Origin of the sequence: Rossellomorea oryzaecorticis, from assembly GCF_038405515.1 — a bacterium.
Classification (GTDB): Bacteria; Bacillota; Bacilli; order Bacillales; family Bacillaceae_B; genus Rossellomorea; species Rossellomorea oryzaecorticis_A.
The window spans coordinates 1-23,262 of sequence record NZ_JBBYAF010000023.1 but is presented as its reverse complement, the minus strand read 5'-3'; the positions used below and the strand labels follow the sequence as shown (position 1 = coordinate 23,262).

General features: G+C 40.1%; 26 protein-coding genes and 1 riboswitch. Of the genes, 7 read left to right on the top strand and 19 right to left on the bottom strand.

The window, feature by feature from the left end; all coding sequences use genetic code 11:
* Positions 1–7 precede the first annotated feature (7 nt).
* The 3 genes from AAEO50_RS12520 to AAEO50_RS12510 all read right to left on the bottom strand — a co-directional run bounded on the left by AAEO50_RS12520 (position 8) and on the right by AAEO50_RS12510 (position 3,361).
* Positions 8–1,762, bottom strand: coding sequence for an ABC transporter ATP-binding protein (locus AAEO50_RS12520; protein ID WP_341984097.1), 1,755 nt, complete (start codon positions 1,760–1,762; stop codon positions 8–10).
* A gap of 393 nt (positions 1,763–2,155) precedes the next feature.
* Positions 2,156–2,611, bottom strand: coding sequence for a TlpA disulfide reductase family protein (locus AAEO50_RS12515; protein ID WP_341984096.1), 456 nt, complete (start codon positions 2,609–2,611; stop codon positions 2,156–2,158).
* A 207-nt stretch (positions 2,612–2,818) separates the two neighbouring features.
* Entirely contained in the window at positions 2,819–3,361 is a 543-nt protein-coding gene (locus AAEO50_RS12510) for a peroxiredoxin (protein WP_334217314.1), read from the bottom strand.
* A 358-nt stretch (positions 3,362–3,719) separates the two neighbouring features.
* Between AAEO50_RS12510 and AAEO50_RS12505 the strand changes: the two genes are divergently transcribed.
* Positions 3,720–4,589 (top strand): mechanosensitive ion channel family protein, encoded by an 870-nt coding sequence (locus tag AAEO50_RS12505; RefSeq protein ID WP_341984088.1) that lies wholly within the window; start codon positions 3,720–3,722, stop codon positions 4,587–4,589.
* A gap of 42 nt (positions 4,590–4,631) precedes the next feature.
* On the opposite strand, the gene AAEO50_RS12500 is transcribed toward AAEO50_RS12505, so the two are convergent.
* The 3 genes from AAEO50_RS12500 to AAEO50_RS12490 form a co-directional block, all read right to left on the bottom strand.
* Positions 4,632–5,765 carry an N-acetyldiaminopimelate deacetylase gene (locus tag AAEO50_RS12500; RefSeq protein WP_341984086.1) on the bottom strand — a complete coding sequence of 378 codons (1,134 nt, stop codon included), beginning with the start codon at positions 5,763–5,765 and terminating at the stop codon, positions 4,632–4,634.
* A 116-nt stretch (positions 5,766–5,881) separates the two neighbouring features.
* Positions 5,882–6,592 (bottom strand): 2,3,4,5-tetrahydropyridine-2,6-dicarboxylate N-acetyltransferase, encoded by a 711-nt coding sequence (gene dapD, locus AAEO50_RS12495; protein WP_341984085.1) that lies wholly within the window; start codon positions 6,590–6,592, stop codon positions 5,882–5,884.
* Between the two features lie 90 nt (positions 6,593–6,682).
* Positions 6,683–7,564, bottom strand: a complete 882-nt coding sequence (locus AAEO50_RS12490; RefSeq protein WP_341984083.1) for a LysR family transcriptional regulator — start codon at positions 7,562–7,564, stop codon at positions 6,683–6,685.
* A 108-nt stretch (positions 7,565–7,672) separates the two neighbouring features.
* On the opposite strand from AAEO50_RS12490, the gene AAEO50_RS12485 reads away from it, so the two are divergent.
* Positions 7,673–8,392, top strand: a complete 720-nt coding sequence (locus tag AAEO50_RS12485; RefSeq protein WP_341984081.1) for a sulfite exporter TauE/SafE family protein — start codon at positions 7,673–7,675, stop codon at positions 8,390–8,392.
* On the opposite strand, the gene AAEO50_RS12480 is transcribed toward AAEO50_RS12485, so the two are convergent.
* From AAEO50_RS12480 to AAEO50_RS12470, 3 genes are all read right to left on the bottom strand, one after another.
* A complete protein-coding gene (locus tag AAEO50_RS12480; RefSeq protein WP_341984079.1) occupies positions 8,381–9,880 on the bottom strand; it encodes an MDR family MFS transporter in 1,500 nt (499 codons plus the stop codon). The two genes, AAEO50_RS12485 and AAEO50_RS12480, sit on opposite strands and share 12 nt — an antisense overlap.
* 143 nt (positions 9,881–10,023) lie before the next feature.
* Positions 10,024–10,461: a cyclic-di-AMP-binding protein CbpB gene (gene cbpB / locus AAEO50_RS12475; RefSeq protein ID WP_341984077.1), complete on the bottom strand. Its 438-nt coding sequence runs from the start codon at positions 10,459–10,461 to the stop codon at positions 10,024–10,026.
* A gap of 226 nt (positions 10,462–10,687) precedes the next feature.
* The gene (locus AAEO50_RS12470; protein ID WP_341984075.1) at positions 10,688–10,933 is read right to left on the bottom strand and encodes a YkuJ family protein; all 246 of its coding nucleotides are present in this window, start codon (positions 10,931–10,933) and stop codon (positions 10,688–10,690) included.
* Positions 10,934–11,085: 152 nt separating this feature from the next.
* Here AAEO50_RS12470 and AAEO50_RS12465 point away from each other — a divergent pair, with 152 nt between their 5' ends.
* Positions 11,086–12,033, top strand: a complete 948-nt coding sequence (locus AAEO50_RS12465; protein WP_341984073.1) for an MBL fold metallo-hydrolase — start codon at positions 11,086–11,088, stop codon at positions 12,031–12,033.
* 4 nt (positions 12,034–12,037) lie between these two features.
* Positions 12,038–12,271, top strand: coding sequence for a glutaredoxin family protein (locus tag AAEO50_RS12460; RefSeq protein WP_341984071.1), 234 nt, complete (start codon positions 12,038–12,040; stop codon positions 12,269–12,271).
* A gap of 59 nt (positions 12,272–12,330) precedes the next feature.
* Here AAEO50_RS12460 and AAEO50_RS12455 read toward each other — a convergent pair whose 3' ends face one another.
* The 6 genes from AAEO50_RS12455 to AAEO50_RS12430 all read right to left on the bottom strand — a co-directional run bounded on the left by AAEO50_RS12455 (position 12,331) and on the right by AAEO50_RS12430 (position 18,246).
* A complete protein-coding gene (locus AAEO50_RS12455; RefSeq protein ID WP_341984069.1) occupies positions 12,331–12,837 on the bottom strand; it encodes a DUF3993 domain-containing protein in 507 nt (168 codons plus the stop codon).
* 212 nt (positions 12,838–13,049) lie between these two features.
* Positions 13,050–13,289 (bottom strand): hypothetical protein, encoded by a 240-nt coding sequence (locus AAEO50_RS12450; RefSeq protein WP_341984067.1) that lies wholly within the window; start codon positions 13,287–13,289, stop codon positions 13,050–13,052.
* 165 nt (positions 13,290–13,454) lie between these two features.
* Positions 13,455–14,678, bottom strand: a complete 1,224-nt coding sequence (locus AAEO50_RS12445; RefSeq protein WP_341984065.1) for an EAL domain-containing protein — start codon at positions 14,676–14,678, stop codon at positions 13,455–13,457.
* A 242-nt stretch (positions 14,679–14,920) separates the two neighbouring features.
* Positions 14,921–15,688 carry a 2,4-dienoyl-CoA reductase gene (fadH, locus tag AAEO50_RS12440; RefSeq protein ID WP_341984063.1) on the bottom strand — a complete coding sequence of 256 codons (768 nt, stop codon included), beginning with the start codon at positions 15,686–15,688 and terminating at the stop codon, positions 14,921–14,923.
* Between the two features lie 130 nt (positions 15,689–15,818).
* Positions 15,819–16,034 (bottom strand): hypothetical protein, encoded by a 216-nt coding sequence (locus AAEO50_RS12435; protein ID WP_341984061.1) that lies wholly within the window; start codon positions 16,032–16,034, stop codon positions 15,819–15,821.
* 136 nt (positions 16,035–16,170) lie between these two features.
* Positions 16,171–18,246 carry a sensor domain-containing protein gene (locus tag AAEO50_RS12430; protein WP_341984058.1) on the bottom strand — a complete coding sequence of 692 codons (2,076 nt, stop codon included), beginning with the start codon at positions 18,244–18,246 and terminating at the stop codon, positions 16,171–16,173.
* Positions 18,247–18,512: 266 nt separating this feature from the next.
* Between AAEO50_RS12430 and AAEO50_RS12425 the strand changes: the two genes are divergently transcribed.
* Together AAEO50_RS12425 and AAEO50_RS12420 are read left to right on the top strand one after the other, a co-directional pair.
* A complete protein-coding gene (locus AAEO50_RS12425; RefSeq protein ID WP_341984178.1) occupies positions 18,513–18,752 on the top strand; it encodes a hypothetical protein in 240 nt (79 codons plus the stop codon).
* Between the two features lie 191 nt (positions 18,753–18,943).
* Positions 18,944–19,411: a YkyB family protein gene (locus AAEO50_RS12420; protein WP_341984057.1), complete on the top strand. Its 468-nt coding sequence runs from the start codon at positions 18,944–18,946 to the stop codon at positions 19,409–19,411.
* A gap of 92 nt (positions 19,412–19,503) precedes the next feature.
* Here the strand turns inward: AAEO50_RS12420 and AAEO50_RS12415 are convergent, their stop codons facing one another.
* Positions 19,504–20,406 (bottom strand): chemotaxis protein, encoded by a 903-nt coding sequence (locus AAEO50_RS12415; protein ID WP_341984056.1) that lies wholly within the window; start codon positions 20,404–20,406, stop codon positions 19,504–19,506.
* A 193-nt stretch (positions 20,407–20,599) separates the two neighbouring features.
* Here AAEO50_RS12415 and AAEO50_RS12410 point away from each other — a divergent pair, with 193 nt between their 5' ends.
* Complete coding sequence (locus AAEO50_RS12410) at positions 20,600–20,800, top strand: hypothetical protein (RefSeq protein WP_341984055.1); 201 nt, start codon at positions 20,600–20,602, stop codon at positions 20,798–20,800.
* 61 nt (positions 20,801–20,861) lie between these two features.
* Here AAEO50_RS12410 and queE read toward each other — a convergent pair whose 3' ends face one another.
* Genes queE through queC form a run of 3 tightly spaced genes read right to left on the bottom strand, consistent with a single transcriptional unit; the run spans position 20,862 to position 22,680 of the window.
* Positions 20,862–21,584: a 7-carboxy-7-deazaguanine synthase QueE gene (gene queE, locus AAEO50_RS12405; RefSeq protein WP_341984054.1), complete on the bottom strand. Its 723-nt coding sequence runs from the start codon at positions 21,582–21,584 to the stop codon at positions 20,862–20,864.
* On the bottom strand, positions 21,581–22,018 hold the full coding sequence (queD, locus tag AAEO50_RS12400) for a 6-carboxytetrahydropterin synthase QueD (protein ID WP_341984053.1): 438 nt from the start codon (positions 22,016–22,018) through the stop codon (positions 21,581–21,583). The genes queE and queD overlap by 4 nt, the downstream gene beginning before the upstream one ends.
* Positions 22,018–22,680 (bottom strand): 7-cyano-7-deazaguanine synthase QueC, encoded by a 663-nt coding sequence (gene queC / locus AAEO50_RS12395; protein ID WP_341984052.1) that lies wholly within the window; start codon positions 22,678–22,680, stop codon positions 22,018–22,020. Before queC ends, queD begins: the two co-directional genes overlap by 1 nt.
* Before the next feature lie 180 nt (positions 22,681–22,860).
* Positions 22,861–22,905, bottom strand: a riboswitch (PreQ1 riboswitch).
* Positions 22,906–23,262: the final 357 nt, after the last annotated feature.

The window sequence follows — 23,262 nt, the reverse complement described above, 5'->3', positions numbered from 1 at the left end:
CCCTCACCTACCTTCCTTGTGTTTGGAGTATCTTTTTTTGATCTTGGTATTGGATATCGTATATGCGCTGATACGGTCCATTGTTTTTGAGAAGGAAGTCATGTACACCTCTCTCAACGATTTTTCCGTTTTCCATAACAAGAATTTCGTCTGCATGTTTCAATGAAGAAATTCGATGTGCAATGATAAAGGTTGTGCGGTCAGACATAACGTTTTTAAGCGCTTTTTGAATTCTGAATTCCGTTTCCATATCCACTGCACTTGTCGCATCGTCAAGAATCAGGATCGATGGATCTGTACACAGTGCCCTCGCGATTGCAATACGCTGCTTCTGTCCTCCAGAAAGTCCAAGTCCCCTTTCTCCAAGCTTCGTATCATATCCGTCAGGAAGTTCAGTGATGAAATCATGAGCCTGTGCCATCTTGGCTGCTTCAATAATTTCTTCCATCGTTGCTTCCGGACGGCCGTAAGAAATGTTGGCTTTTATAGTAGAAGAAAACAGGAAGGATTCTTGAAGCACTACCCCGATATTGTTACGAAGAGATTTTAATGAATAATCACTCAACGTCTTGCCATCGATAAGGATTTCTCCTTTAGTTGGTTCGTAAAAGCGCGTCATCAATTGAGTGATGCTTGTTTTCCCTGACCCTGTACTCCCGATCAGTCCGATGACCTTTCCGCTTTCGGCTTTAAATGTGATATCTTCCAAGGCTGCTTCATCGTGTTCTGTGTAGTTCAAGGTGACGTGATTGAACTCTACATCACCTTTCATTTTGTCTACATCGACAACTGAATCATGATCCTTGATTTTTTCATCCACTTCAAGAATCTCCAATAATCGTTCTCCTGAAGCTTTTGATTGAGAGAATAAATTAATGGTGAATCCAAGGTTCATGATCGGCCAGATGATATACCAGACCAAGCTGTAAAACGCCACAAGTTCACCAGGCTGCAGATTCCCGTTCATGACCAGATAACCACCGTACGCAAGCAGCGTGACGACACTGACATTTCCGAGGAACTCCATTAAAGGAAAGTATTTAGCCCAGATGTCGGATGTGAAAAGATATTTATCTTTGTAGTCTCCATTCGAACTGTTGAATTTATTGATTTGGAATTCTTCACGTGATAGTGATTTAACCGTGTTGATGCCGCTTATATTTTCTTGGACATTTGTATTCAGTTTACCGAATGATTTACGGATGCCCCGGAACGCCGGGTGTACCGCTTTGTCAAACTTATAGACGGTGATGGCCAGAAATGGCAGGGATGCCAGCGTAACAAATGTCAGTGAAGGAGAATAATAAAACATGACTCCAAAACTTACAGTGATTAATAAAAAGAAACGTAATAGTTCTGTAAAACCGAACGATAAGAAAAAGCGGAAAGCTTCAACGTCGGCAGTCAATCGTGACATTAGGTCTCCTGTCTTGGCATTATCATAATAACTGAATGGCAGGAATTGCAGTTTTTCATAAAGCTCGTTTCTCAATCTGTATACTGATGTGATTCCGAACAGATCACCGCAATACTGCTGAATGAAAGTTGTGATTCCTTTGAGTATCATGATGCCGACAAATCCAAATGCCAGATACGGAATCCATTTGTAGTTTCCTTGCAGAATGACATCATCAATGGTTTTTTGAAGGATGATCGGGTACACAACGGTGATACCGGTTACAAACAAAAGGAAAAACATTGAGATGAAAAAGTATTTCTTATAGGGCCAATAATAGGCTTTTAATTTTTTGAAAGTTTCCATAATTCCTCTCCCTTCCCCTGGGTGCGTAAAAAACGACGTATTATTAAATATATCGGGTTTCGAAATATTTATCTACCCTTTTTTTAGAATTTTTTACTTTTTTGTGAATTGTTTTTATTTTTCTGTTCAACCCTATTTTATAGGCCAGTTAAACACCGCTTTTGATTTCCGTGCAAGACTTCGATTTCCGCGGGTGACCCGTGAGCCTCCTCGGCTTTCGCCTCCGGGGTCTCACATTGGCCACTTCTCCCGCAGGAGTCTTCGTCTTGCACTCCAATCAACCGCTAGAATCATCCCGAAATCAACAATTTTGTTTTACCATAGTCATTTTAATAAGAAATCCATAAAAAAGGATCGGTCTTTTGACCGATCCAATCTGCATAATCTGCAGGATTATTCACTTTTCTCCATTTCGTCAAGTACTCTGTTGACTCGCTTTTCAAGCATCTTCATTCCGCTTCCGCCTGCTTGGAAATGACGAAGATTTCCATCCTTATCAAACACATAATAGGCAGGAACATATTGATTTTCGAAAGCATCTGTAAGTTTATGTTCACTGTCTACAAAAATGGGTTGTGTGATGTCATGTTCACCTGCAACTTTTTTAATATCTTCCATATTCAAATCGTCTTCCGAACGAGGCATATGGACGGCCACTACGTTCAGCTTGTCCTTGTAATTATCACGGAACTCATTGACTTGAGGCATCGCTTCCTTACAAAGGTGGCAGCTGACAGACCAGAAATGGATAAGTGTTGGCTTTTCCCCAATAAGATCTTGTTTGGATACTTCACCATTTAACCATTCAGTCGCACCGTTAAGTTCCGGCATTGGTTCACGAAGTTTCATGATATAACCTCCATTTATTATTAAATTTTTTGACATGTGCCTCTAAGCCCCGGAGCTGGGACAAGGCTCACAATGGTCACTTCTCCCGCAGGAGTCGTCGTCTTGCACTCCAATCAAAAGCTAGAAAAAGCGCCTAATCGAGTAGAGTTTTACCATTAAGATAAGAAAAAGGCCTAACAAACGGTTAGGCCTTTATTCATTTGGAAATTATAAAGTTTTTTGACCTGGCTTCCAGTTAGCCGGACATAGTCCGCCTGTTTGAAGTGCTTGAAGAACACGTAAAGTTTCTTCGACGTCACGGCCAATGTTGTTATGGAAAACTACTTGATATTGAAGTTCGCCTTCAGGATTGATGATGTATAGTCCGCGAAGAGCTACCCCTTCATCTTCTATTAAAACTCCGTATTCGCTGGATACACTGTGATTTGTATCCGCAGCCAGTGGATATCTTAACTCACCAAGACCGTTTTCTTTACGGTCAGTGTTGATCCAGGCCAAGTGTGTATGGATAGTGTCAGTAGAAACACCGATTACTTCTGCATCTAAATCTTCGAACTCATCGTAACGATCTGACATTGCCGTAATTTCAGTTGGACACACGAAAGTGAAATCCATTGGGTAGAAGAACAATACTGTCCATTTACCATTTTTCATATTCTCTTCCAATGATACCTTACCAAATTCTTTATTTGGCATTACAGCGTCCATTTCAAAACGTGGAGCTTGTTTACCTACCATGCGTTCTGCCATGTGAAAATCCCTCCAATGAGTTTTTATAAAAATTATATAGAAAGAAAGGCCCAAGTTACAGCTTGTCCTTCCTGACTCACGATTTTCATTATAATGGAATTGTTATCAAAAGTCAATATTATATTATAATTATTATTATATTAAAATTACTATAATCAAGTGACTGCGTCCCTTATTTGTTTTTCCCTATTTTATAGAAATTTACTCAATTAACAGTTAAAATCTCACCACTATAAAGTTTACCATTTCTCAACAGTGGAATAAAACAATATGCATTTCAGTTTTTGTCTTTGACATATCCCATATAACGATGTATATACTATAAAGGTTCATTAGTATATAAGAAAGGATGTTTTGATTGAATTACATAGTTGGACTAAATGTGTTAGGGGACAAGATCGCCAATTTTAATTGGGGCGGGCTGCTTGTTACCATTGGAATTGGCGCTTTGCAAATTTTAGCCATCTGGATTGCCTTTATTATAGTAAAAGGTGCGGCTAACAAGGTTCTCGAACGCATATTTGAAAAGTACAGCAAAAGAAATGATGTTTCCGCCGGAAGGGCACAGACGCTTCAAAGCCTTAGTAAAAATATCGTTGGATATGTCCTGATTTTTATTTTCTTCGTTACGATTTTACAAATTTTTGGTATTCAGGTAACGGCTATCCTGGCTGGTGCCGGTATCATCGGTCTTGCAGTTGGATTTGGTGCTCAGGGACTTGTCAGTGATGTGGTCACAGGATTTTTCATCCTTTTAGAAAAGCAAGTGGACGTTGGTGACTATGTTTCCACCGGTAATTTCTCAGGGATTGTAGAAGAGGTGGGACTCCGTACGACTCATATCCGTGGATTTGATGGTACCCTCCACTACGTACCCAACCGTGAAATTACAAGTGTAAGCAATCACTCAAGAGGAAATATGCGTGCGCTTGTAGACATCGGAATTTCTTATGATGATGATATCGATAAGGCCATGGTTGTACTTCAACAGGTTTGCGATCAAGTTGCACAAGAAGATGACAACATCGTAGAAGGTCCAAATGTCATCGGGGTTCAGACGCTGGGTGCTTCTGACGTCGTTCTTCGCATTATCGGGAAGACAAAGAATATGGAGCAATGGGGAGTGGAAAGAAAGCTTCGTAAAGCATTAAAAGAAGCTCTCGACAGAAACGGGATTGAAATTCCCTTTCCCCATCAAGTCTATATCGAGAAAAAAGAAAGTAAGTAATAAAAAAGGTTCGGCATCTTCTAGTGATGCCGAACCTTTTATCTATTTAGTCTTCACGTTCAAGGTTTCAAAATACTCAGTCATGAGAGAAATCGCAAAGTCTATTGCTTCTTCCTCGGGGTTCAATTTAGAATGATGCAGCCCATAGGGGGAATTCACTCCAAGCCAAAACATGAAGCCCGGAATCTTCTCAAGCATGTAACCAAAATCCTCTCCAGTCATTGCCTCTTTGCAAATAACAAGATTTCGGTTATCAGTTGTCTCAACAAAGGAAATGAAGTCCTTCGTCCATTCAGGATCGTTGTATACCTGCTGATACATACTGCCATAATCAACCTCAATGTCACAGTCGTAACTTATTTTCATCCCTTGAATCAACGCTTCCAACCTGGATTTCACACTATTCATCGATTCAGGAGAAAGTGTGCGGATGGTACCTTCCAAGGTGGCGGTTTCAGCAATGATATTTTGTACCGTACCGCTTTCCATCTTTCCAATCGTAATGACTGCGCTGTCCAAAGGATCCACATTCCTGGAAACAATGGGTTGAAGCTGGGTCACAAAGTACGAAGCCGCTACAATCATATCTTTCGTCTGATGCGGGTATGCGGCATGCCCACCCTTTCCCTTGAACTTGATAAACAGTTCAGATGTATTGGCAAACAGAAGCCCTTCCTTTACCGCTACCGTTCCCACCTCATATTCAGGGGCTATATGCAGCGCGAAAACGGCATCAGGCATCCACCTCTTCATCTCGTCACTGTCAAGCATAGGCTGCGCTCCCCCAGGCCCTTCCTCTGCTGGCTGAAAAATGAACAGCAAGTCATCTTCAATAGGGTGCTGAACAAAATGAGTCAGTACTCCCAAGGCAATTGACATATGAAAGTCATGGCCGCATGCATGCATTTTTTCTACGTGATCGGACTGGAAATCGAGCCCTGTTTCTTCTCTTATAGGCAAACCATCAATATCTGCCCGGTAGCCGATAGTTCTTGTGGGCTCCGTCCCCGCTACTTTTACAAATAATCCTGTTTTCCATTTTTTTAGTTCATATCTATGTGATGGAAGAGTTGAAATATAATCCATCAAGTATTTCTGCGTTTTATGTTCCTGAAATCCCAGTTCCGGGATCTTATGAAGGTCTCTTCTGATTGTTTTGAAGTCTGGCACAGTCATGCTGCCCCCTCTCTGCCTTTTCTCTTATCTCTCCATTAGGCTGTTTCAAATAAATTCAAAAAGAACAGACGAAAGGTATTCTTTCCGTCCGTTCTTTCCTGAGATTGCTATTTAAATTAAAGCTGGCGAAGCTCCTGCTTGATTTCTGTTTTTGACTTTGTTTTTTCATCGATGTCCTTGAGCTTCTTCGCAGGTGTGCCCGCTACTACAGTGTATGGAGGCACGTCATCAACGACTACTGCTCCTGCTGCAACCACTGAGCCCTTTCCAACCGTTACGCCTTCCAATACGACAGCGTTTGCTCCGATCACGACATCATCTTCAATGATTACCGGTTTAGCAGAAGGAGGCTCGATTACACCTGCAAGGACAGCTCCTGCACCAATGTGACAGTTCTTCCCTACTGTTGCACGCCCTCCAAGTACCACGTTCATATCGATCATTGTGCCGGCACCTACTACTGAACCGATATTAATGACAGAACCCATCATGATGACGCAGTTCTCACCTATTTCCACCTGATCCCTGATGATCGCTCCCGGTTCAATACGGGCCTTCACCCCTTTAAGGTCCAACAGAGGAATAGCAGAGTTTCTGCGGTCATTTTCGATAACATAGTCTTCGATCTTATCACTATTGTCCTCGAGTACTTTAGAAAGCTCATTCCACTCCCCAAATACTACTCCTGAAGTTCCTTCAATGAATGTTTGGGAAGAAGAACCAAAATCGATTCCCTCTAAATTCCCTTTAACATAAAGCTTTACAGGTGTTGATTTAGTACTATTTTGAATGAATGAGATAATCTCGTTTGCATCCATCATTTTCATGCTTTCCCCTCCAAAGTTATGTATATATTCAGATTCTTTCTTGAATTACTTTATCAAATTAAAGGGTAGAAGACAACCAAAATATCCTGGTTATCCAGAATTTCCACCAAGGAATTCTTTTACAACATCAACAAAAGCGTCGACTTGCCTAAGCTTGAAGGCTGACTCATACCCAAGCAGCCAGGTGTCACGATGAATGAGCGTGTCATGTTCATCAATCAATGGGAGCTTATAGATATTTTCTTCCATTCCATTCAGTGTGATTGCCGGCAGGATGGCATACCCTATTCCATTTAACGTCATTTGTTTGCACGTCTCGATTTGGTCAACTACTATTGTACGTTTAGGAGTCGTTTGGAATTGACGATGCCACCATTCCTGTATTTCCTGATAATAATTCGAGTCACTTTTAAATTGAATGAATGGTCTGTCGGTCTTCATCACTTCTTCAATCGATTGAATTTCACGATCGACTAAATATAATGTATCTTGAAATAAATGATGTTTAGGTCCTTTCCAGTCCGGTGTACCCCGGATGATGCCTATGTGGACTTCGTCTTCATAGATGGCTTTCAGGATTTCGCTGCTCCAACCTGTCATAAGTGAAATTTTTGCGTGAGGATAAGTTTCGACAAAGCGCTTCAGCACTTTTGGGAGCCAATTCTGTCCCACTATTGAAGCACAGGCAATTTTCAAGGTTCCGTGCACTTCATTTTCCAGTGACTGGATTTGTTCTCTTACCGTCTCTTGCCTTTTGACTATCTCATCAGCCAACTTAACGACAAGTTCCCCTGCAGGTGTCAGCGATAACCCTTTTTGTGAACGCAGAAAAAGTTTAGTCCCCCATTCCTTTTCTATGTTTTGGAGGCGCTGGGATAGTGCAGGCTGTGAGACAAAAAGTCTTTCTGCGGCCTTACGCATATTCATTTCTTGTGCCAGAACTTGTAATAATTGATATTCAGAGAATGCCATAACGATAACCCCATAAGTTTTTCTTATATTATATCTTAAAATAAATAAAATTTCATTATCAGATGTGATGGAATACACTGTAAGTATCATGAGTGAGGTGAGGAATTTATGGAAGTACTTTTATTTCTAACAGGGCTGATTGTTGCATTTGTCGGTACTCTGGCAGGAAGCGGGGGGTTAATCGGAATGCCGATGATGCTTTTACTCGGCATTCCTGTTCATACAAGTATAGCTACTGCTAAATTCTCAAATATCATCAGCTCATCTTCGAGCTTTGCTTACTTGCTTAAAGACAGGAAAGTGACCCTCAAGGAATGCCTTCCCATTATCCCATTAGCGTTAATAGGTGGTATAGCGGGAGCATATCTTTCTGACAAAATAATTCCAACAGTCCTCGAAGGGATGGCTTTTTTCTTTCTGATGCTGGCTCTTCTCCTTGGCTTATTGAAGGGAATCAAGCCCAAATGTACAAATAAAATACTCCCATTTGGAAAACTTTTCTTGATCAGTGTCTATGACGGCTTATTCGGACCCGGCCAGGCCACCCTCCTTATGTACACTCACCTGAGGCACGGACTCACTTATTTAAAGAGCGTAGCGGTGACGAGATTCCAAACCTTTGCCAGCTGCCTTGGAGCATTCACTATGTATTTAAACAGTGGTCATGTCGACTGGATGACTGCTATCCCCTTTGCTTTTGGTGCGCTGATCGGGGCACAGCTGTCAGTCAGATTAGCTTCAAAAGTTTCGATAAGGCAAGCAGGATTTCTATTGAATATCATTACCTTCATTTTAATTTTACAAGTGGGGCTGCGCCTATTCCTTTAGCCCTCTATCCTTGGGCAAAAACAAAATACCCACAAAACTCAACACTGAAAAGATAAGCACTACGATATAAACGGTATGGAGTGATGAAGTCAAGCCCTCCTGAAGGATCTGAAGTAATCCATGAGGTAGACTTGATCTATCCGCCTCACTTAATAAAGCATTGACGCCATCGATAGACAAATCATCATCCGCTTCCGACTTTTGAAGATATGCCTGCAATCTGCTGTTTAGGATTCCGCCAAGAAGCGCTGCACCAATCGTGGTTCCAAGGTTTCTCATAAACATATTCGTGGCAGTCGCAATTCCCCTTACCTTCCATTCAACGGTGGATTGGATGGAGACGATAAAGGCTGTTGAAGATAACCCCATTCCCACTCCTATAAAGAAAGAACCCCCAGCTGCCCAAAATGGTCCATATGATGGTTCCATCATAACAAACATAGCGGCCCCCACCATTAAAGAAATTCCACCGATCAATGAGGTGATAAAGTAGCCGGCCTTCAATAATAATCGTCCTGCTATTGTAGCGGAGATCGGCCAACCAATCGACATAGCCGTAAGTGTAAAACCTGCAACCGTCGCGCTTTTTTCCATTACGCCCTGGACAAAAGCGGGAAGAAAGCTTGAAATTCCAATAAGCATGATTCCCGTAGTCAAGGAAACGACATTGGCTACGAGAATGGACCGCACTTTCCATAAGTCAAAAGGCATCATAGGCTGGGGCGTCCTCATTTCATGGTAGATAAACGCTGCCAGACCAGTGACGGCCAGACTGAGGAGGAAAACCGTCTGCCAGGATCCCCATGGCAGGCGCACTCCCCCTTCCACTAACAAAATCATCAAGGTTGAAACAGTCACTACAAGCAGCACAGCTCCTGTGTAATCTATGACTGGTTTTTTCTTTTCAATATTTTCATGCAAGAAAATCCACAGTCCCGCGATAGCGAGGATACCCAGTGGAATGTTTACCCAGAACACATAGCGCCAGCTTACGTATTCAACAAGAATCCCCCCGATTAGAGGTCCACTGATTGCAGAAATCCCCCAAACACTGGATAGATATCCTTGAATTTTTGCACGTTCTTCCTTTGTATAAATGTCGCCAACGATAGTTGTGGCCATTGGAAGAACGGCCCCGGCTCCAAATCCTTGGATAAACCTGAATAATATAAGCTGAGTCATTGATTGGGAAAATCCACAAAGGATGGACCCTATCAAGAAAATGACGATACCTGTTGTAATGATTGGTTTCCTTCCAAATAGATCTGACAATTTCCCATAGATCAATACGGTGACCGCATTCATCAATAAATAAGCGGAAAACACCCAGCTATAAAGTGAGAATCCTCCTAAATCTCCTACAATCGCAGGCATTGCCGTTGAAACAATGGTCGCTTCGATGGCTCCCATGAACATAGCGAGCATGACGGCTATTAATACATAAGGTCTGTTGGTCTCCTTTATTCCTTGCTTCCCCATACTAGTCATCGTATTCTCCTCAAATCGATACTTCAACGAAAGAGGATGACATTAGCATGCCATCCTCACGAGCTTATTACGGAGTTCAGAATCCCCGAATAGTATTGAATGAATTTTCTTATCATTGTTGTAAAGAATGATTATTATATTGGTCAGGAATTATAGATGTTCCTCTGAAGCTGTTTCAGAATCACTCTTCTGGTCATGATTCCTTCAAAATAATCATCCGCCGAGACTACACACAAGAAAGGATGGTCGATCAACAGTTCAATCGCTTTCTTGAAAGTCGCTTGTACTGATATCGTAGGAAACTCGGTGGTCATGACTTCCTCTACTTTCATTGATTCAAGCTTTTCAAATTCAAACCTCTCCAGGCCCAACACTGCATCTGTTATTAAGGATGAACTGATGAGTCCTTGAAAACGGAACGCAGAATCCAATACAGGAATGGAAGAATATCCGCTTTTTGTCAATAACAGCAGAGCATGTTCCAGAGAATTTCCCTTTTGAACATGTGCCACTTTCTCTGATGGAATGATAAATTCTTTGATATTCGTTTCTAAAAATTCATTACTACTTAATGAAATCATGTAAAACCCCTCATTTTTTATGAATGTTTCATTTAGCATGTTCATGGCATGCTGCACACTTTTGCATTCATCAAAATTGTTTTCATTTCATTTACAAAAAAGCACCACACTAATTTTAACATATGAGAAGAAAAATGTAGAAATATTCAATCCGAAAATAACAGAAAATGGATTTACCCAAAAAAAAAACCAAACAAGAGTCTAGTCTCATCTGGTTATCTTACTACTATTCCTGATTTGCTTCTTGCAGCAGTTCGTAAATTTCAATTGCCGTGATGTCTATGTTATCAAAAGGAAAACTGTTACCTTTTTCATTCATGACTTCGATTTCGAAGGTATCCTGCTTCGGTAAATATTTTACCTCACAGACCTTCTTTCCATTGTATTCAAAAAAACGCTGTTGAGTTTCCCCTTGTTCACCTTGTTCTTGCAATGTCTTTAATCTTTGTATGATTCCAAGAAGCTGAGACATAAGCAGTCTCTCCTTTCCTGTTCTATTTCTTTTTTCATAGCTTTTGCATTGTACCAGATTCTATCCTGTTAAATCTAATCTTTTGCCCTAATTCATATAAAAATCCTATATAATGAAAAAAAGGTAAAATGACTAAGAAAGGATTTGTTAAAATGAGTATCGAGCATTTGGATTCCAGGATATCATTAGTTGACCTAATGGATTTATCGTTAAAAGAACGGACAGGCAGCTATATCATTCACGAAGATGCCCTTACGATCATTGAAACATCAGCCAGCCCTTCAATCCCTCATTTAAAAAAAGGTCTCTCTAAGTTAAACATTAATTTAGAAGATATTCAATACATAATTCTGACTCACATCCATTTAGACCACGCGGGGGGTGCGGGTCTTTTTCTGGAAGAGTGCCCTTCAGCAACAGTAATCGTCCATCCGAAGGGGTACAGACATATGAATGACCCTTCCAGGTTAATCGCTGGGGCAAAAGCGGTGTACGGTGATGATTTCGAAACACTATTTGCGCCTATCAAACCAATTCCAGAAGAACGTATGATTGTCAAAAACAATGGAGAAACCCTTAAGCTTAGTGAAACTTGCACTCTGACATTTTATGATACCCCTGGGCATGCCAATCACCATTTCAGTATATACGATCCTGTTTCAGGCGGTATGTTCACTGGAGACACATGTGGAATCCAATATCGGACAGATGAGGCAGACTTTTATCTCCCTTCCACATCCCCTAACCAATTTAACCCTGACTCAATGAAGGTAGCGATCAATTTATTCAGATACAAGAAATTAAATCGCATCTATTTCGGTCATTATGGGATGACAGAAGACGTGGAACATGCTCTCACTAAAGTGGAAATGTGGCTGAACCTGTTCATGGAAAAGGCACAACAAACTGTTTCTCCGAAGGCTTCAATGGAGGAAAACGTTGAAAATCTCTCTGTGGAACTTTTCAATCTGGTGAAATCTTCATTCATTCAACAAGGCGTAGATCAGCAGCACTCACTATTTAAACTCCTGGAACTCGACATGAAAGTTTCAGCCATGGGAATAGTGGATTATTTAACAAAAAAAGAAAAGGAGAAATGAAATCTTGAGACAAGTTACTTTATACACCCAGCCTGATTGCCCGCCTTGCGAGGTGGTGAAGCTTTTCCTGAAAGAATATAAAATCGATTACATTGAAAAAAATATTAAAGAGGACAATGGAGCAAGGGATTACTTAATCACTCAGTTAAAATCCTACTCAACCCCTACCATCACTGTCGATGAAACAACTATATCAGGATTTGATTTGGAATCACTTAAAGCAGCCTTGAACTTATAGGAGTTACACAAAAAAGATACCTCTTTTGGCAGGAGCCTGAGGTATCTTCCCTGATTATCCTATTCATGGTTAGACTGAACATTTTTCGGCAATTCATTCGTTATGGAAGAAACCTTCCAATCACCTTTTTCTTTTGATAATACAACAACTTCCACTCCTGGTTCTGTTTTTATTGGACCTTCTTCTTCACCTGAACGTTGTTCCCATATGTACCATTTTCCATCTGCAAATTCAACTTGTGTGGACTCATCGTATTTGAAAAACGGAATATAATGTGGTGCAAAATCTGAACCAAATGTTTGATATCCATTCTCTACTTTCACGACATTTTCTTCAATAAATGAATCTGACAATTCCTCTGTAAAGAAAGTCTGAAGCTGCTTATTAACCGCTTCAAGTGATTGAGGCTGTTCACTTAGAGAGACTTGTGTTTGGAACGCTTCCTTCACGAAATGTATTGCCTGCTTTCCTTTAAAAGTGGAAGCCTGGGTCTGATTGACTTGTCCACAAGAGGCTGATACTAATCCGATAATCATAAATAAGAGCAATAATCTTCTTTTTGCCATTTTATTCCACTCCTTAAAATAAAATTAGATAAATTTATTGTAGCAATTGAAATTTGTCGATTGGCTAAGTTTCATTCGTAAAAAATCTACATTCATTGACATCGTTTTCACTCAATTGTAAATTTCCCGCTGTAATTGGAAGTTAAACACAATGACCACTGGAATATATCACCAAAAGAAGCTTGGAAACTAAACGTTTCCAAGCTTCTTACTTAATTTATGAAATTAAAGGACAGATACAAGATCATGACAACCACGAAAACCGTAAACACTAAAATAGCGAGGAACACCGGATTCCTCATATATGGATGCTGTTTTACATTCTCCGGTATATCTGTATCAAATTCACCTTTTAAACGCTTCTCCTGCCCTGCAATTTTAAATGTATAATAAACTGAATATCCGGCTACTCCTATAGCAATTAATGAGAGCAGTATGATAAACATACTCATCGAAGCCCCTCCTTTAATATCCTTTATAGATAATTTCCCCTAATGGAAAAACCCTATTCAAATAAAAAGGACGTGTTCCAGTCAAAGTAGGAGGCAGCTTATTACAGCGACCCTCGGGAGCGGCTCCGTTTTCAATAAATTTCAGATTGCTCTTATGAACGCCTTCTAATACAGAAGTCCATCCTCTTCAAATAAAAACTCATAAGATAAATCCATAAACAGGTACACCCCGTTCCCAAACGGATAAGAATAAGTGCGTATTGGTTCCCCCGAATCAATATCGCTGTAGATATCTGATAACAGCCCTTTTTTATTGATTCTCATTCTGAGGATGTTTTCCAAGAAATAAGGACGCCAGCTCCAGTTCTTTCCCTTGAATCGTTGATGACTCACCCAATTCCCATGTACCTTCAGGATATTGCTTGTGACCTGGAATCCATTTTCATCGCACATATACAAACGAAAGCACTTATCTGTAAATGTAATCGCAAGCTCATTGAGCAGGATATCAAGATCTTCTGTCTGTTTCTTTATCTGTGTTAACTTCTGGGTGATTTCTTTATGTAAATCATCAGCGAATTGATACCCTGCCTCTAAATGTTTCTTTTCGTACCTGATGTAATCCTGACACTTTTCCTTTAATTTGTCTTTTAGAACATCACTTTTCAAGAAAGAATCTGAAGGGTGCTTTAAATAATATCCCTGATAGTATCTTCCTCCATTCAACCATGCAAATTGCAGCTGATAATTAATTTCTATATTTTCGAACAGAAGTGAAGCTCCAATTTTTCTGGCAAGCACTGAAAGACTAAATAATATATCTTTGTACATCTTGTTTCCTGCATCATTTCGAAGTTGTGAGAGATCGACTTTCAGGATATCAGGGGAAAAATGTGATAGTCTATCAAGCTCCCCCATGTTCCCGCCAACATTGTCGATGGCTACTTTGATTCCATACGTTTTATAATATAGAAGAACATGCAGAAGCTGTTCAAAATCACCGTGAAAGGTTTTCTCCGAAAGTTCCAATACGATACGATTCAATTGAAGCCCTTTATCTTTATAGTCCAGCAGTAATTCCAGGAATGATTGCCCGTGATCAATCATGAGCAGCCTGGCATCTCGGTTGATAAAAATCAACCCTTCTTGATTAACAGAGATGAATTTATCCAATGCCTTACTCGTCACATTTTCATCGACTTCCATCTTATATTCATCTGGAATATCATTACCAGTGAAAAAAGGGCCAAGGCTTACCGCCTCCCCATTCTCATGGATGATTCTGCCCAGCACTTCATAGCCGATTATTTTATGTTCATCCGCGCTGAAAACCGGTTGAAAATAAGGAATGACTTTCTCAATACTTGATATAACGTCTAATGGATCCATCTGCACTCCTCCAACCTTGCACATTTTTTTGCATAATTATAACATATAAAGCCATTATTGCTTATGCTGAAATAGTATTGTTTATTGAACAAAAAAAGAATGCAAAAACTTAAAGAGAATTCTACTCACCGGAAAGAAACCTGCACTGTTGAAGTAGAATTTACTGACTTTAAGAGTCTGCATTCTGATGCTATACGTATTTATATATAATTATGCGTAATTAGGAGGGTTCATGATGGGTATTAAAAGGGAAATTGATTGAGCCATTGTCCCCCATCCAAAGTTATGCATTCCCCATTCATATAAGCTGCTTGTTCGGAAGAAATGAAGTAAGCAAGTCCCGCAATCTCTTCAGGTGTCCCCAATCGTTTCAAAGGTACACTTTCAATCGTACGTTTGGCCGCTTCTTCTGAAATCCATAATTTTTCGGCTCCCCCTGTTCTTTCTATCGGTCCAGGAGCGATTGCATTCGTACGGATTCCATATTTGTGGCCCCACTCAACAGCAAGCGTTCTCGTCAGGGACAAGACGCCGGCTTTTGCCGCAGCCGAGTGGGCTACCCCTGCGCCAGCATTCCAGGCATATGTAGCCACCATATTGATAATTGAGCCTTTATGCTTCTCTGCAATCCAATGGCTGCCCACTGCGTGTGAACAAAGGAAAGTTCCATTCAGGACGATATCAATGACAGATTTCCAGCCGTTAGGTGTCATCTTTTCAACAGGACAGATAAAATTCCCTGCTGCATTGTTGATCAAGACATCAATTTTCCCGAACTTCTCTGCGGTAAACTTAACCATTGCCTCAGCATGTTCCTGCTCTCTCACATCCATTTGAAATACGGCTATTTCCCCTTTAAGTGAAGTGAATTCCTCTTTTACTGATTGAAGCCTCTCTTCATTGCGTCCGGTAATGACGACATTTGAACCTTTTTCAAGGAAATATTTTGCCATGTATTTCCCCATCCCATTAGAACCTCCAGTGATGATGACTGTTTGTTTCTCTCCCATTACTTACTCCCCCTTATAAAATGAATGAATATTCACTCATTATCATATCATAAATCATTTTCTTTCAGCCAGCTTTCTTTCGCAAAAAAAACCCTGCACATGATGTTTTATCACGTGCAGGATTTATTAATTAACTGTCCTGATTATTTACGATGGTTTCGTGAAGCTGAGCCAAAGCTTTAATAATCGTCTTATTTCTTCTGTATCCCTTTGCTTCGACCGAAACATTATCGAATGAAACAATGACTTGGCCAGAAGATCGAGGAGTTTTAAAGCCGTAGACATATACTTTGACCGTCCCTCTATCCGTAGGGAGAAATAGGATTTCCATTTGCTTGTTTTTCATATAATCCCTCTCCTTTATAAACATGAAAACAATGTATTGCTTCTGTAAAAAGTATGACGAACCTAAAATAGTGTGATTCTCTTTTAACATAAGTCATACCAGCACACCTGTCAAATACTTTAATCCTTTATTGTAATTATAAATGGACATAGTGTTCCAGTTCTTCAGGACATTTTGGCTTGCTGAAATAAAAGCCTTGTGCTTTCTGGCAGTTTGCCTCTTTCAGGAAATGAACCTGACCTTCTTCTTCCACACCTTCAGCAATCACTTCAAGACCAAGGCTGTGGGCGAGATGGATGATTGTAGTCGTAATAGCGGAATCTTTTTGATTAGATCCGATTTCTCTTACGAAAGATTGATCTATTTTCAAAATATCAATCGGAAATCTTTTCAGGTAATTAAGAGATGAATAGCCTGTTCCAAAATCATCCACAGATATAAATACACCCAGCTCCTTAAGTTTCTTCAACATCTTCAGTGTCTGCTGGGTATCCTGCATAGCACCTTCTGTAATTTCGATTTCCAAACAGGAAGCAGGGATTTCATACTTGGCAAGATATCCTCTGATCGTCTCCACCAACTGTTCCTGGAGAAATTGCTTGGGAGAAATATTAATCGCAATCCTGACATTTTTATACCCCTTTAGTCTCCAGTCCTTCAATTGAATGCACACCTGCTCTAACACCCATTCTCCAATTCCATGAATAAGTCCGGTTTCTTCTGCCAGCGGGATGAACTGTCCTGGTGATACAAAACCGAATTTTCGATTATTCCATCGGATCAATGCTTCGAAGCTATCGACATTCCCAGTTGATAAATTCATCTGAGGCTGATAGTGAATATACAATTCTTCTTTCTCAATCGCTTTTCTTAAGTGCGATTCCATAATTATATAGTTGGGAAAGCTTGATTCCATGTTAGTTTGATAAAACCTGTAATGCGCCCTTCCTTTTTCCTTTACTTGAAATAGGGCCTGGGCAGCCTTCTGGATAAGTGAATTGGCATCATACCCATCTACAGGGTACCGGCTGACACCAATGGAAGGACTTATATAGAATTCCTGCTCATCTATCGTAAATGACTGATGAAATAATGATAATACTTCTGCTGCTTTCTTCTTCGTATCTTCCAGACTGCTATTCTTCAACAAATAGATGAATTCATCGCCTCCCTGCCTGTAAAGCAGACAGTGTTCATTTGTCAAGGTCACCAAACGCTCTGTTATTTTATTGAGGAAGCGGTCGCCTCCTTTTAAACCAAGGGTGTCATTCACAAATTTAAATCGATCTAAATCCAAATACAAAACCGATAGTTCTTGTTCCGTATCTTCCATCGATTGAACGAACAAGGGAAGATGCTCATCTAAAGCTTTTCGATTCCACAGGCCTGTCAATTGGTCGTGGAGCGCCATATAATGAATCTTTTCATTTTGTTCATAGGAAATTGTATTATCTTTGACAATGATATAACATCCGTCAAATTTTTCCTTAATCAATATCGGGACAGCTTTCAGACTCGTGACTTTCTCTTTATTGTTATTGGTTTTCATCAAACAATGATCCAATGTGGCAGGAGTGCCGCTCAATGCTTTCTGCAATGTCTTTTGAAGTTCATCTTTGATTGATGAGTGAAAAAGATCAAAGATGGACGAATTTACGAGATGCTTTTTGTTATATCCAGTCAATTGATCACTGGCTATATTGGATTCCTTAATCACTCCGTTTGAATCCAATATGAAGATGGCATCTAAATTATGTTCGATAATCGATTTATATCTATTTTTTGCATTTATAAGCCTTTTCTTTTCTCTCATCAAGGGAGTGACATCCCGCGTGATTGATACAACGTATTCGATTTCTTCCAATTCATTTTTAATAGGTGTCAATATCGATTCGTTTACTACCTGTTCCCTGCCCGGAAGATTGATTGTATCCCTGAAGATAATCGTCTCTTCATTTTCCACCAATTGAACATACATTCCTTGAAGTCGTGCTCCAAGCTCTCCCGTTAGTACTTCATCAAGCAGCCGTCCCATATCTTCGTTCTTGAGCTCCGTGTTTTTCCGAGCCGATTCATTTATATATACGTAACGAAATGAAGGTCCTTTTTCGACTTTCATAATGAAGACCATGTCATTTATGTATTCAAATACAACATCTTTCAGTACGGTGTCCAACTTATCAATATCTTGCTTCCTGTTTAGTGCCTGCATGAATTTCATCCTCATCCGTGAACTTAGTTGCTTATATTTTCCTATATACATTGTACTAGTAAATAAGCATATTTCCTATAAACTTGTGCGAAAATTCAATCATTCCGTTATTTTAAGTACTTTAGACCTACGTTATCCTTCAATGTCTTTCCATTTAGAGACAGGCGCAGAGTGATGAAGCTGACCATAGAATAATAAGGATAGAGAGGAGGTTATTCATGTATCGTCACTCGTTTATACCTTATAATAACTACCACTACCCGGTCATGAGAGGACACGATCAGCGCTTCTTTCCTTTTTTCGGCCTTCCATTTTTAGCAGGTGGTTTAGCCGGCTTGGCTATCAGTCCATTTTTGTTTAACAGACCTTGCTGCCCGCAGTATTATCCGCCTTATCCGCCATTCTCGCCTTATGGTCCATATGGCGGTGTACCTTATGGAAACAGCTATGCTCCTTCCCCGTATAATGTCACGGAAAATATCAATATCTATCCACAAAGAGCCTAAAGCGGAGGCGCTCGTTTAGCCCTTAAACCACCAGCTGCCAACCAAAAGAACTGATCATTAATCTGATTCAGTTCTTTTTTGGCTTTTTCTAAAACTTTTCAGTTTTTTAACAATTATTAATTCCTTAACCTTTCCAATCATAGGAAAAGAAGGTATAATAGTAGGGAACAAATCAGAAAGGAGCTAAAAACTTGAGAAATACTAGTAAAAATACCCCTTCCTCCACATCAGTTAATACCCTCTCTCAAGCTATTTTCACTGTTAATCGACATGCGAAGACTGCCGGTAACCCAAAATACTTGTATTCTTTAAAAAAACGTGCATTGATGAAGATGATCCGTGAAGGTAAAGCGAAAAAGGTAGGACTTCATTTTTCAAAGAATCCTAAGTTCAGTCAGCAGCAATCAGATGTTCTGATTGAGTGCGGTGAATACACCTTTCACATCCCTCCTTCTAAAGAAGACTTCAAACAATTGCCGCACTTGGGCACTCTCGATCAATCGTTGAGGAATCCGAGATGTAAAATGGGACTTCAGCAGGCAAAGGGGATTTTAGAAGGCTATACCGGAATGTCTGATTCAGACGATAAGAACAAAAAACTCGGAAAAAACAACTATCAAAAACCTGTATTTAAAAAGCTGGGAGACAGCTTCTTTTAATTCATTTAAAATTTAGCGCATTAACGCACATCCCCTTTAAAGGGGAAGAAATGGCTGTATGATTCTACATCATACGGCCATTTTTATGTTTCTTACAAAACATGTTGATCGATTTTCTTTATCAGTTCCGCGATTTCAGGCTTGCTGACTTGTTCTTCTGCACCAACGATTTCACCCTTATGCCGTAGATCATTTGTAATCAAAGAAGAGAATATGATGACCGGAAGCTTCTTTAGTACAGGATGACTTTTGATTCTCTTTGTCAGATGATGACCATCCATCTGAGGCATCTCAATATCTGTAATGACCAGTCCGACTTTCTCTTCGATCGGCCCGCTTTCATTTGCAAGAGATTCAAGATAGAGCAGTGCATCACTCCCATTCTCGAAAAATTCTGCAGAGTCATAACCCGCTTCCGATAATGTTTCATTAAGAAGTTTTCGAAGCAAAGGCGAATCTTCAGCAGCCACAATTTTTTTATTCCTTCTCTCTCTTGGTCCAAGCTTTTTCACCTGATCAATGTGTATCCCTGATTCAGGATTGATTTCAACCATGATACTTTCAAAATCCACCATTAAAAGCATGGACTCCTCCCGCTTCACCACTCCTATGATGCCTGAATGAATACCAGAATACATTTCAGATGGTTTTTCAATCTGGTCCCATGAAATACGATGTATCCGAGTAACATTATGTACATGGAAGACTACTTTTTGTTTATTGAACTCAGACACGATAAACTTGGATTGCGGTGAATCTTTCTCTTGAAGCCCCAGTACCATTGCCATATCTACAACGGGAAGTACTTCTCCCCGTAATTGAATCAAACCCTTTACATGTGGATGAGAATGTGGAATTGGTATAATGGTCGTTGGTTGAATGATTTCCTTCACCTTTATCACATTAATACCGAATTTATTATCTTGAACCTCAAATTCAACCATTTCAAGTTCATTTGTCCCGCTTTCCAGCAGGATCCCTTTTGAATCACTCATTTCAATACGCCCTTCCATTCAATAATGCATTATTCAAACGATGCTAAATACTCCTTACATATTTTATATCGAACAATTTCTGTACTTGTTTACACATTTTGCAGTAAAAACAAAAATGCCCGCTTGTTTTATTCTTTTATTTCTTACATACATCTATAGTGATTCAGCAAACTAATGTAAGGAGGTGTCTACAATGACAGAAAGACGAGATGCGGAGAATAGAAGGATTCTGGATTTTGAAGAAATATCTGGTCACATTTTACCTGCACAGTATTCAAATCCTCTATTAGCAATAGGTAAAAATAAAGAAGGAAAAGATGACTTTGATGAGGTGTTTTTTGTAGAGGGAAAAAGCAGGATTGACCGCAATCAAGATGAAAATTCAGAAAAGTAAAAGGAATTCCATTAAAAAAGCGATTGGCGAAAAAATCCCCAATCGCTTTTTGCCCTCATATTTACACGCCCCTCTTATTTCCCCAGACCAGCGTATGGAGCTGGGGAAGAACACGGACATGATTTAATTCTGCATCAAGTGATACTTTATCGATCAGAGCTTCATAATCATTCAGTAAATCAGAAACCAATTTTTCAGTATTTTCTTCTGCTACTTCTGGATTACCTGTTTGAATATAGAACGGAACTGATGGATGACGTTGATGGACCTTCTTTGCATATTGAAGATCTTCGTCATTGAAGACAACCACCTTTAAGCTGAAGGCAGATTCATTCGCGATTAACCGCTGAATGATGCCGTCCAATTTCTCAAAGTCTGTTTTCATTTGGGAACTGGGAGGTTTAGGCGATATTGTTAAGTCATCAATGTCATAAAACCAGTCCTGCCATCTGCTGCCTTGCGTTTCAAGAGCTGACTGAATGCCTTTCTCCTTAAATATGTGCAGCAGTTCATCCAAATTGGATAGAAGCGCAGGATTTCCTCCTGAAATCGTAACATGAGAAAACCGCTCCCCTCCCATTTCTTTTAACTCATTCCAAATTTCTTGTGCAGTCAAAAGACGGATATCTTCTTTGGCAGATCCATCCCAGGTAAAAGCAGAATCACACCAAGCACAACTATAATCACAGCCTGCAGTTCTCACAAACATTGTTTTTTGACCGATGACCATCCCTTCACCTTGTATCGTCGGTCCGAATATCTCTAATACCGGGATTTTCTTCATGATACTCTCCCCTTTTTAGGTCTGTAAATCACATAAGAAGTGGGAGTTTCTCTCAGGAATACCTGCAAGCACCTAGGCTGATGCTCTAATGTGTCCAAATGCTCCTGAACAATTTCCCACACCGCTTTAGCAACCGCTTCTGTAGTAGGGAAATTCATTGATTCTTTATCTGAAAAACGGTTGTCCTTATTTAAAAGACTGTGATCGAACCGCTTATGGATCAACGTCTTAATATGTTTAAAATTTATCAGGAAGCCGGAGTCATCCAATTCATTTCCACCGATGGTAATATTGGCAAAGTAGGTGTGTCCATGAACATTCTGACAATCACCTGCATCTTCGTGCGGTATATAATGAGCAGCTGCGAAATGCATGTCTTTATTCAGTTCAAATTCATAATCGTGATGAGGAGCCGGATAGATTTGCTGCAGCATTATTCCTCCCCTCCTTTATTACTTTGTAAAAATTCATTTAAACCTCTTTGTCTCAATTCACATGCCGGACATTCGCCGCATCCATCACCTTTAACCCCGTTGTAGCAAGTTAATGTGTTTTTCCGGATATATTGCAGTGCATCTAGACGATCAGCCATTTCCCAAGTCTCGGCTTTGTTGATCCACATTAATGGCGTATGAATCACAAATTGTTCATCCATGGAGAGGTTCAGGGAGACATTCAATGACTTTACAAAAATATCCCTGCAATCAGGATAGCCGCTGAAGTCTGTCTCACATACACCTGTTATGATGTGTTTTGCACTAATTTGCTTTGCCAATACTCCTGCAAATGAAAGGAACAATAAGTTTCTGCCCGGAACAAATGTAGAAGGTAACTCACCTTCCTCCTGAGTGATTGCTTCATCATCTCTCGTCAATGCACTTGGAGCCAGCTGGTTTAACAAACTCATATCAAGTATATGGTGTGGCACTTGTAAATCCTCTGCTATTTCCTTCGCACAATCCAGTTCTGCCACATGCCTCTGTCCATAGTTAAACGTTACAGCTTCCACTTCTTTAAATTGTTTTTTTGCCCAAAACAGACAAGTGGTGCTATCTTGACCGCCGCTGAAGACGACTAATGCTTTTTCTTGATTCATTGCAATTCTCCTCTCTATCTAAAGGCTTCATTCCCGCCCCGAAAAGAAGAAAAAAGATTCTTCAAAACTCTATAATGACGCTCTCCCCGTGGATTTTGCATTCTGCTGCCAGGGGGAAAACTGTAAACAACAGCTTGAATTAACTGCTTAAACATAAACAAACGACACCAAAGGATGCCGTTTCCCTTAGTTTTTTATAGAGGGTTGTGCTAGAACCTCTCGGGATAGATGAAATCCCAATTCTTCTTTTGTCATCAATCAATATACCGTTTTTTTCAGTGAAAATCCACCATTTTGACGAATTTTTTATTTCCAACGCTCTCAAAGTTTATTTCATTTAAACATGCATGGCTGATGCAAGAAAGCAAATAAAAAACGAGGCAGGGACAAAACTAAAAAACTAACACATAAATAGGCTCTTATTACCGCTAATGATTTCCGTGCAAGACTTCGCTTTCCGCGGGTAGCCCGTGAGCCTCCTCGGCCAGCCTGCGGGAAGAAAAGCGGAAGGGCTTTGCTCAGAGGCGTGTGGCATAAGGCAAATCGACCACGAAGGCGTTCTTTGCCTTCTTGGACGAGTTG